Genomic DNA, 9,032 nt, shown 5'->3' with positions numbered 1-9,032 from the left:
CGCGACCGCGCGAAACGTCCGGGCAGAGTTGCTCCCGGCTTCGTATTTAAATTCTCGCGGCATCACACGTAGCCCGACTCCCGGAAGTACGCGATGAGGACGAGGGTCACGCCGAGCATCCCGAGCATGACGGCGGGGTAGCCGAACGTCCATCCGAGTTCGGGCATGTTGTAGCGACTCCCCTCGAAATTCATGCCGTAGACGCCGACCACGAACGTCAGCGGGAGGACGATGGTCGCCACGACGGTCAGCCGTTTCATTACCTCGTTGGTCGAGAGCGACAGGGAGTTCAGGTAGATGTCGCGCGCGCCGCTGGCGAGGTCGCGGTAGGTCTCGGTCAGGTCCACCAACTGAACGAGGTGGTCGTACACGTCTCGGAAGTACTTCTCGGAGGACTCGCGAATCTGGTCGGGGTCGCCGCGAGCGAGAGAAGCCGCGGCCTCGCGCGTGGGCCACAGGAGCTTTCGAAACGAGAGGAGTTCCCGTCGGACGTTGTTGATGGTTTCGAGGGTGTCGATGTCGGCCGCGGTGGTCACGCCTTCTTCGACCGCCTCGATTTGGTCCTCGATGTCGTCGAGCACGTCGAAGTAGCCGTCCACGATAGCGTCCACGATTCGGTAGACCGCGAAGTCCGCGCCCTGTCGGAGGAGTCGGCCCTCCTCGTTTTCGACCATGTTCCAGACGCGCTCGACTGCCGGAACGTCGTGGGTCGAGAGCGTCACGAGCCAGTCGTCGCCGACGAACAGCCCCACGTTCTCGGTCCGAATCTCCTCGTCGAAGGTCGTCTCGCCTCGGCGGAGGTCCGCGGTCTTCAGCAGGACGAACGTGTGGTCGTCGAACTCCTCGGTCTTCGGCCGGACGCCGTTTCGGACGTCTTCGACCGACAGCGGGTGGATGGCGAACGTCTCCGCGACCCTATCGAGTTCGGCGGGTGACGCGCCGGACGCCCGGACCCACGTCGTTCCCGGCGTGTCGCGTGCGGTCTGGAGGTCCGTGTGGACCGTCGTCCCCTCGCTCGTGTACACGACCGAGCGTATCGTCACGGTTCGTCACCCGGTTCGGCGCTCGCGGTCGTCTCCTCCGCAATTTCTTGCCCCGCGGTTCCGATGGCGAGGAGCGTAATCCCGACCATCACGCCCGAAACCGAGAACGCGCGACCGGGGTACGGAGCCGTGATACCCACCAGATACCCCGCGAGTCCGGCGACCGTGAGCGCGAGTCCGGCGAGGAGCGCGATGTTCATACCCGTCGGTCACACACCCGACCGAGAAAAGCGTTGTCCGCTACTCCTCGTGTTCGACGCCGCGAATCAGTTCGTTCACGGTCTCCTGCTCGTCGGGGAGTTGCTGGGGGTAGACCCCGATTGCCGCCACGTGGTCGTCGCCGTGTTCGACCTTCGTGACGTGAACGTAGGCGTCGAACTGGAGGCCCGCGGCAGTGGTCACGGTCGCTTCGAACTTCGTGACCTCGGTGGAGCTACCGAGCATCGTGACGTTCCGACTGCCGACTTCTTGGAGGTCGTTCACGGCGTTCAGTTGCGTGGTGAACTGCTCGGCGAGTTCCCGGTTGTCGTACTCCGCGAGGGGATTGAACGACTGGCCGAGAACCGACACCTTCGGGCTAGAGAAGGTGGTGAACACCGCCACGCGCTGTTCGGCCAGTCCATCGATACCCACGCTCCGGTGGTACTCGGAGATCCAGTTGGTCACCTCCACGTCTCTCGATTGGCCCGCAACCGAGAACGTCTCGTTGACCGTCATCTCGTCGGTTCGGTTGTGTTCGTATCCGGTCGATTCGAGCGCGTCGTCGCTCACCGTCGCCTCCGACGCGGAGAACGTGACGGACCCCGATAGGATTCCGGTACAGCCGCTTACGACGACCATCGCGGCGAGCAACGCGCCAGCGACTACCCTTCGGTTCATACTGCTTCCCGGGTAATCAGGCGGGGGTTATCAATCCCCCTACTCGACCCGGAACGACGCGCCTTCGTCGGTGTCCTGGACTTCGATGCCGAGCGCCGCGAGTTCGTCGCGGAGGTCGTCGGCGCGGTCGTAGTTTCCGGCGTCTCGCTCCTTCTCGCGCACGTCCAGAACGAGTTCGACCAGTTCGTCGAGCAGGCGCACGTCGCCCTCACCGTCGCCCGTCAGGGCGAGACCGAGGACGCCCTCGCCGAGGCCCTCGAACGTCTCGACGGCGTCCGAGAGCGCGCGGTAGTCGTACTCGTCCCGGGCGTCCACGTGCTTGTTGACCGCCGAGACGAGTTCGAGCAGGGCGGTGATGGCCTCGCGGGTGTTGAAGTCGTCGTTCATCGCGTCGGCGAACGTCTCGCGGGTCTCGGCGACCGCGGTTCGGAGGGCGTCGTCCTCGACTTTGGTTCGGGCGTCGGCGCTGTCGGCGGTTTCGACCGCCCGGTCGTACCCGCGTTCGAGTCGCTCCCATCGCTCGACCGCCTCGTTCAGCGTCTCCTCGCTGTACGTCTGGCGGTTGTTGTAGGCGGTCGAGAGCAGGAAGGTTCGAATCGACTCGGACCCGAACTCCGACACCGCGTTTCGGACCGTGAAGTAGTTCTGGAGGCTGGAGGACATCTTCTCGCCCCCGGTTTCGAGCAGGCGGACGTGAAGCCAGTAGTTGGCGAACTGGTGGCCCGTGGCGGCCTCGCTCTGGGCGATTTCGTTCTCGTGGTGGGGAAACACGAGGTCCTGACCGCCGACGTGAACGTCGAGCGTCTCGCCGAGATGGGTCATACTCATCGCCGAGCACTCGATGTGCCACCCCGGTCGCCCCTCGCCCCACGGCGAGTCCCACGTCTGGCCGCCAGCGGGGGACTGGCGAGACTCCGTCTCGCTGTCCTCCGAACGTCGTTCGGAGACATCGTCAGGATGGGCCGCTCCGGCCTTCCAGAGCGCGAAGTCGGCGGGGTTGCGCTTCTCCGAGCGCTCGTCTTCCTCGCCTTGGGCCTCCATTTCCTCGATGTTCTGATTCGAGAGTTTGCCGTACTCCTCGAACTTCGTCACGTCGAAGTACACCGACTCGTTCGACTCGTAGGCGTACCCCTTCTCCACGAGGGTCTCCACGAGGTCCACGATTTCCGGGACGTGTTCGCTCACCCGGGGGTACACCTCCGCGCGCCGGAGATTCAGCGAGCGCATGTCCTCGATGACTTCCGAGATGAAGGTGCGGGCCACCTCGTCCTCGGTGTCGCCGAGGTCGTCCTCGCCGACTCTGGCGACGATTTTCTCGTTCACGTCGGTGAAGTTCTCGACGTGGCGCACGTCGTAACCGAGGTGTTCGAGCCACCGATGCATCACGTCGACGTGGACCCACGACCGGGCGTGACCGAGATGCGCGTAGTCCGACACCGTGAGTCCGCAGTAGTAGAGAAGCACCGAATCGGGGTCCTGCGGTTCGAATACCTCCTGCTCGCCCGAGAGGGTGTTCGTCACGTGGAGCGTCATTACTGTCCTCTACCGCCAGCCACCGTTTGAAAGCGTCGATAGAAACACTACCCGCCGATGTCCGCGCCCGAGCGTCGAATCGCGGTTCCACACCCGAGCGTCGAATTGCGACTCCGCGCGGCGGTCGGCGAGTCGCCGACCGCCGCGCGGACTTTTCGGGACGCTAGCTCCCCCCGACACTACTCGCGACTCGGGACGGCCGCGAGCGCGTCCTCGACCGTTCGAAGCGCGTTCGGACCGTCGCGGCGCTCGACCGCCACCACCAGCGACTCGTCGGCGACGCCCGCCGCGACGACGCCGATTTCGGCGGCGTCGAGTCGCGCGAGGACGTGTCCGAGCGCGGTCGCACCGACGCTTCCCTCTGCGACGATGGCGGTGAGTGACCCCGAATCCGGAACGAGACTGACACCGCCGACCGCGAGCGGGGCGTCGTCGCCGGACCCGGCGACGACGCCCAAGCCGCTCTGCATCGTGACTCGAACGTCCCGCGATTCGGTCTCGTACTCGGGGAGCGACTCGGCGAACCGCCGGAGTGCAGTGGCTACGGACTCGGTGTCGCCGCCGACCTCCTCGCTCAGCGACCGGGCCGCCGCGGTGTAGTTGACCACGCCCGCCCGGAGCGCGGTCACCAGAAACGGACGCCGTCGGGCGGCCGCCCGAGTGTCTTCGGCGAGTGACATGTGCGTCAGAAGGGAGGCGACCGCCAAAAACGATGCGGTGAACGTGCTGCGGTAAAAGTGACGTGGTGGGCGCGACCGTCGGCCGTGGGGCTATCTGACCAGCAGATAGCCCGCGGCCGCGACGCTCCCGACGACCGCCAGCACGCCGAACAGGACGACCGCGCTGTCGGCCAGCACCGCGGTGCTGATTGCGACACCGAGCGCGAGCAGGCCGAGCGCGACGACGGGCGCGTTCTCGCCCAGACGGAGGCCCGGAAGTTCGAACTCCGCGTCGTCGTCGGGGTCGCGCTGCGGACGCGCGAGTCGCTCGTCTACGGCGACCGCGTCCTCGCGCTCCTCGGGTTCGACGACCGACACCACGACGTAGGCGGTCTCCGCGCCGTGACCGGTGACGATTTTTAAGCGTCCCTCCACGGGTCGCGGGCCGTCGGCAATCTCGACGTTCACCTGTCGCGTCGTCCCGGCATCGACGTAGTGGTTGTTCGCGGGGATTGACGCGACCCGCGAGAGTTCGTCGTCGAGGTGGAGGTGGACGTGGACCGGCGCGTCGCCGTTTTCGAGCAGGACGGCGAACGACTCCGTCACCTCGAACCGTGCGACTGTCCGGATGTCGTGAAGCCGGTCGCGGTTCAGTTGGACGGAGAGACTGTTCGGCACGGTTGGTGGTATCTCCCACCCCGAGTAGAAAAAGCTTCAGGACTTCAGGCGTCGATATCGCGCATGTCCGGCGGCAGGAGGTTCGGAATGCCGTCCTCGATGGGGTAGGTCTCGCCGCACTCGGTGCAGGTCAGGGTGCCCGCGAGCACTTCCCCGTCGTCGGTGTCGGTCGCGTCGAGTTCGAGCTCCTGTTTGTCGAGCGGGCAACAGATGATGTCCATCAGCGACTCCTTCATGCTTCTGTCTGTGAGCGGACGGGCCAAAAGCGTGACGGGTTCGGCGGTGGGGGTCGCGCTCGAAATTCTCGGGAATGAGGTGGTCCGGTTCGACCAAACCTTCGAACCTCAGTCGTTCGTTCTCTCTTCTACAATTTCGCGCGGCAATCCGGTCGCGTTGATGAGATGAGACTCGTACCGTTCCCCGTTCGGCGTCTGGACGATAACGTCGTCTTTTGTCACCCGTGGGTTCTCTCGACTGTTCTGTTCGCTTGTGTCCGGTTCAGTGTCAATCATTGGTTCGTAGTTCGAGTGTCAGCGTTAAATATCTGCCCGACAGAACGTACTTGGCGAGCCAAACGACGATTGGGACGCTCATCGTTAGAATCACCCACCCGGGTTGGCTATTCAGACCGCTGAAAAAGAGCCCGACAGAAATCACGAGATAGCTCTCGCCGAGCAAAAAGAGGACGAGACTCCGTTTGAACCATCCCGCGTTCGCCTCGATGATTTTTCGATTTTGCTCGACACTGTTGGCGTAGGTTCCGACGACACGGCGAAGGTGAGATTCCAGTTGCGGGTCGAGCTCCGGGCGACTCAGGAGGTCGCCGGTCGCGGCGGTAAGGCCGATTCGAAATCGGCTGCTCAAAAGCGTGAGAATCGACGCGGCCAGCGCCAGCAGAAGAAACCCTATGCCGAGCAAAAACGCGAGTCGCGTCGGCAAAGAAAGCGACTCGAACGCCACCCCTGCTAACTGCGTGCCGAGCGACAGCGATGACAGCACCACGCCCAGCAGGAGCGCCAGCAAGCGAGCGATTCGCTCGGACTTCGTGTCGATTCGGTCGAGCGTCGCGCTCTGTGCGTCGATGACTCGCTCTAGCCGGTTCGCGGTGTCGAGTCGCGGCGTCAGGTCGTCCGGCGGGTCGGTCATGGCGACACGCAGGGTTGGCCGCGGCTTCGGATTTAAAAGTACGGGAGAAAATCCGGGTTCTGCAGGTCGCTTACTCGAAGGGGTCTTCCAGCACGACTGACTCCTCGCGGCCCGGTCCGACGCCGATAGCGTAGATGTCGGCGTCGAGTTCGTCGCTGACGTATTCGAGGTACGTCCGGGCGTTCTCGGGGATGGCCTCGTAGCCCTCCTCGGCGACTTCGGCCCAGTTCACGTCCTCCCAGCCGTCGAAGCTTCGCAGATTCGGCTCGCAGTCGGCCCACCGCTCGGTCGTGGCGGGCATCGTAAATATCTCCTCGCCGTCGAGGTCGTAGCTGTGGCCGACTTTCACTTCGTCGAGTCCGGCCAACACGTCGATGTGATTGATGGCGAGACCGGTGAAGCCGTTCGCTCGCGCAGAGTGGCGAAGCATCGGGATGTCGAGCCAGCCGACCCGGCGCGGGCGGCCGGTGACGGTGCCGTACTCGCCGCCCTCCTCGCGGATGTAGGTCGCGAGGTCCTCGTTGTCGCCGCCGCCCTGCTCGTCGTAGCCGGGGGTGTCGCCGACCACGCCGCCGAGTTCGGTCGGGAGCGGGCCACTCCCGACTCGCGTGAGGTAGCCCTTGACGATGCCGACGACTTCGCCGCCGCCGACGACGCCCGGACTGATTCCCGTCCCGACGGCGGCACCGCCCGCCGTCGGATTCGAGGACGTGACGTACGGGTAGTTGCCGTGGTCGATGTCGATGATGGTTCCCTGCGCGCCCTCGAACATGACGTCCCGGCCCTCGTCGAGCGCGTCGGCGAGGAACTCGCCGGAGTTGACGGTCATGTCGTCTTCTTGGAGGCGACGGCCGTACTCGCGGGCTTTCTCGTAGAGTGCGTCCACGTCGAGCGCGTCGGGGTCTTCGAGGTCCGACACGTCGAGTTCGTAGACCTCCTCGACGAGTGCGCGCTTCTGAGCCACGACGTATTCGAGTCGTTCACGCAGAACGTCGGGGTTGAACAGGTCGCCGACGCGGACGCCGCGCCGACCCGCCTTGTCCTCGTAGGTCGGACCGATGCCGCGTCCGGTCGTGCCGATTTCGCTGTCGGACTCGCTCTTTGCTTTCTCCTCGATGCCGTCCAGCACTCGGTGATACGGGAGGATGACGTGTGCGCGCTCGGCCACGCGCACGTCGGGGTCGAGGCCGCGTTCGCGGAGGGCGTCTATCTCGCCGAACAGCGTCTCGGGGTTGACGACACAGCCGTTGCCGAGGACGCCGATTTTCCCGCGTACCGCGCCGCTCGGAACGAGCGAAAGTTTGTACTCCGTGCCGTCTTCGACTACGGTGTGGCCCGCGTTGTCGCCGCCCTGGTACCGGGCGACCACGTCGGCGGCGTCGCCCCACAAATCGACGATGCCGCCTTTCCCCTCGTCGCCGAGTTGCGAACCGACGATGGTTACGGTCATTACGCGGAGTGGTTCTCCCCCGCTCCCTAAACCGATTACGGTCTTTTCGCCGAACTGATGCACGTTCGTGGATAGAGTCTTCGCGCCGGAGTACAGAACACGCACTATCGAGGATACTCGTCCGGAGTCAGTGGAGTGACGATTCGGCGGGATGGAGTCGCGATTCGGCCGCTTCGAGCGGAGAGCGCGCTCTTTTTCACCCCCGAACCGCTATTCGGGCGTATGGGCAAGGTCAGTATCGGACTTCGGGGCTGGCGGTTCGACGAGGACGAGATATTCACCGAGGACGATGACTTCCGGCCGATGGACGACATTCCGAAGGACCCGCGCCACCGACTCCTCCGACTGCAGGCGCTCGTGGGGGCACCGTGCGACGCCTGCTGGCTGATTCACGGCGACGAGAACATCCACGAGTGCAACGTCGCGGAGGCCGTCTACGGCGAACCCCTCGCCGAAATCGTGGTCTGCTCGGACCACGAATCCGACTTCATCTACTGGTTCGCCGAGGAGGGCGGGAGTCGGTACAAGGGCGAGGACGTGCTTCAGGACGAGTTCCACGAGTGGTTCCTCGACGGCGGACGCGCGCCGGAGGGGTACGGCGGCGTCGAACACGTCGATACCGACCCCGACGACATCCCGGAACCGCCCGAACCCGACCCCGAGGAGTTCAACGTCGACGTTCCGGACGGCGACCGAGAGCGCATCGACCTCCGGAACATGGAAGTCGAAGGCGGCGAGGACGGCGAGGACGACGAGGAGGCGACCGAAACCGAAGGCGTCGAGGGCGACCTCGACCTGAGTCAGGACTACCCCACCTCATGAAGCCAGCGGTCGCAGTGGTCGAACCACAGACGCTCGGCAACGTCGGCACCATCGCGCGAGCCATGAAGAACTTCGGGATGGACGACCTCAAACTGGTGAATCCGCCGGAGTTCGGCAGGGACAGCGAGGCGTACGGCTTCGCCGGGCAGGCCCGCGAGGACGTGCTTCCGAACTACGACGCGGTGACGCTCGACCATCTCGTGGAGAACTACCACACCGTCGCCTGTACCGCTACGACCAACGAGGACGCCCGCAAGCACCGGCGATTCCCGTTTAAGACGCCCCCCGAACTGGCCGACAGCCTCCGGGACGTTGACGCGCCGACCGTCCTCGTTTTCGGTCGCGAGGACAACGGGCTGACCAACGAGGAAATCGCGCGAATGGACGAAATCTGCTCGATTCCCGCGAGCGCGGAGTACTCGTCGCTGAACCTCGGTCAGGCCGCCACGGTCACGCTCTACGAACTCCGAGAGCTGACCGTCGGGGAGTTCCAGCACCCGGACGTGGAACGCGAGCGCGCCGACGAAGCCGAAATCGAGGGGTTCTACGACCACTTCGCGGAGTTTCTGGCCGCCATCGACCACCCCGAGGAGAAACGGGAGAAGACGCTCCGACTCGCCCGACGGTTGTTCGGCCGCGCTCACCCGACCGGTCGGGAGGTCCGCACCCTCCGGGGGGTCCTCCGGCGCGCGATGTACCACGCCGACGACGAGTAGCATCGGCGAGGACGATGAATCACTCTGAACGGGGCGGGCGAGCGAGCCGTGAGGCGCACCAGCACCCCCCCCCAAGAACGCGGTTTTAAACCACCGAGGCAAGAAG

General features: G+C 64.9%; 12 protein-coding genes. 2 read left to right on the top strand and 10 right to left on the bottom strand.

Going from position 1 to position 9,032, the window contains the following annotated elements:
• Positions 1 to 62 precede the first annotated feature (62 nt).
• From corA to EKH81_RS15945, 10 genes are all read right to left on the bottom strand, one after another.
• Positions 63 to 1,043: a magnesium/cobalt transporter CorA gene (gene corA / locus EKH81_RS15990; RefSeq protein ID WP_132059850.1), complete on the bottom strand. Its 981-nt coding sequence runs from the start codon at positions 1,041 to 1,043 to the stop codon at positions 63 to 65.
• Complete coding sequence (locus EKH81_RS15985; RefSeq protein WP_132059852.1) at positions 1,040 to 1,243, bottom strand: hypothetical protein; 204 nt, start codon at positions 1,241 to 1,243, stop codon at positions 1,040 to 1,042. The genes corA and EKH81_RS15985 overlap by 4 nt, the downstream gene beginning before the upstream one ends.
• A gap of 40 nt (positions 1,244 to 1,283) precedes the next feature.
• On the bottom strand, positions 1,284 to 1,922 hold the full coding sequence (locus tag EKH81_RS15980) for a DUF6517 family protein (protein WP_132059854.1): 639 nt from the start codon (positions 1,920 to 1,922) through the stop codon (positions 1,284 to 1,286).
• Between the two features lie 39 nt (positions 1,923 to 1,961).
• A complete protein-coding gene (gene cysS, locus EKH81_RS15975; RefSeq protein ID WP_132059856.1) occupies positions 1,962 to 3,455 on the bottom strand; it encodes a cysteine--tRNA ligase in 1,494 nt (497 codons plus the stop codon).
• 179 nt (positions 3,456 to 3,634) lie between these two features.
• Positions 3,635 to 4,135, bottom strand: a complete 501-nt coding sequence (locus tag EKH81_RS15970; protein WP_132059858.1) for a DUF7523 family protein — start codon at positions 4,133 to 4,135, stop codon at positions 3,635 to 3,637.
• A 90-nt stretch (positions 4,136 to 4,225) separates the two neighbouring features.
• A complete protein-coding gene (locus tag EKH81_RS15965; RefSeq protein WP_132059860.1) occupies positions 4,226 to 4,792 on the bottom strand; it encodes a DUF7524 family protein in 567 nt (188 codons plus the stop codon).
• Positions 4,793 to 4,836: 44 nt separating this feature from the next.
• The gene (locus tag EKH81_RS15960) at positions 4,837 to 5,028 is read right to left on the bottom strand and encodes a methytransferase partner Trm112 (protein WP_132059862.1); all 192 of its coding nucleotides are present in this window, start codon (positions 5,026 to 5,028) and stop codon (positions 4,837 to 4,839) included.
• A gap of 108 nt (positions 5,029 to 5,136) precedes the next feature.
• A complete protein-coding gene (locus tag EKH81_RS15955; protein ID WP_162224654.1) occupies positions 5,137 to 5,304 on the bottom strand; it encodes a hypothetical protein in 168 nt (55 codons plus the stop codon).
• A complete protein-coding gene (locus tag EKH81_RS15950) occupies positions 5,297 to 5,938 on the bottom strand; it encodes a hypothetical protein (protein WP_132059864.1) in 642 nt (213 codons plus the stop codon). The genes EKH81_RS15955 and EKH81_RS15950 overlap by 8 nt, the downstream gene beginning before the upstream one ends.
• A 70-nt stretch (positions 5,939 to 6,008) precedes the next feature.
• Positions 6,009 to 7,388 (bottom strand): adenylosuccinate synthase, encoded by a 1,380-nt coding sequence (locus EKH81_RS15945; RefSeq protein WP_132059866.1) that lies wholly within the window; start codon positions 7,386 to 7,388, stop codon positions 6,009 to 6,011.
• Between the two features lie 222 nt (positions 7,389 to 7,610).
• Between EKH81_RS15945 and EKH81_RS15940 the strand changes: the two genes are divergently transcribed.
• Positions 7,611 to 8,210, top strand: a complete 600-nt coding sequence (locus EKH81_RS15940) for a DUF8114 family protein (RefSeq protein ID WP_132059868.1) — start codon at positions 7,611 to 7,613, stop codon at positions 8,208 to 8,210.
• Complete coding sequence (locus EKH81_RS15935) at positions 8,207 to 8,926, top strand: RNA methyltransferase (protein ID WP_132059870.1); 720 nt, start codon at positions 8,207 to 8,209, stop codon at positions 8,924 to 8,926. Before EKH81_RS15940 ends, EKH81_RS15935 begins: the two co-directional genes overlap by 4 nt.
• Positions 8,927 to 9,032 lie beyond the last annotated feature (106 nt).

Origin of the sequence: Halorussus amylolyticus, from assembly GCF_004143485.2 — an archaeon.
GTDB lineage: Archaea > Halobacteriota > Halobacteria > Halobacteriales > Haladaptataceae > Halorussus > Halorussus amylolyticus.
The sequence above is the reverse complement of the archived record's forward strand: the minus strand, read 5'-3'. Positions and strand labels throughout refer to the sequence as shown.

What these genes read in the sequence shown, in the direction of transcription:
- EKH81_RS15985 (WP_132059852.1), bottom strand. Translation starts at nt 1,243, where the DNA reads ATGAACATCGCGCTCCTCGCCGGACTCGCGCTCACGGTCGCCGGACTC.
- EKH81_RS15980 (WP_132059854.1), bottom strand. Translation starts at nt 1,922, where the DNA reads ATGAACCGAAGGGTAGTCGCTGGCGCGTTGCTCGCCGCGATGGTCGTC.
- cysS (WP_132059856.1), bottom strand. Translation starts at nt 3,455, where the DNA reads ATGACGCTCCACGTGACGAACACCCTCTCGGGCGAGCAGGAGGTATTC.
- EKH81_RS15970 (WP_132059858.1), bottom strand. Translation starts at nt 4,135, where the DNA reads ATGTCACTCGCCGAAGACACTCGGGCGGCCGCCCGACGGCGTCCGTTT.
- EKH81_RS15960 (WP_132059862.1), bottom strand. Translation starts at nt 5,028, where the DNA reads ATGAAGGAGTCGCTGATGGACATCATCTGTTGCCCGCTCGACAAACAG.
- EKH81_RS15955 (WP_162224654.1), bottom strand. Translation starts at nt 5,304, where the DNA reads ATGATTGACACTGAACCGGACACAAGCGAACAGAACAGTCGAGAGAAC.
- EKH81_RS15950 (WP_132059864.1), bottom strand. Translation starts at nt 5,938, where the DNA reads ATGACCGACCCGCCGGACGACCTGACGCCGCGACTCGACACCGCGAAC.
- EKH81_RS15945 (WP_132059866.1), bottom strand. Translation starts at nt 7,388, where the DNA reads ATGACCGTAACCATCGTCGGTTCGCAACTCGGCGACGAGGGGAAAGGC.
- EKH81_RS15940 (WP_132059868.1), top strand. Translation starts at nt 7,611, where the DNA reads ATGGGCAAGGTCAGTATCGGACTTCGGGGCTGGCGGTTCGACGAGGAC.
- EKH81_RS15935 (WP_132059870.1), top strand. Translation starts at nt 8,207, where the DNA reads ATGAAGCCAGCGGTCGCAGTGGTCGAACCACAGACGCTCGGCAACGTC.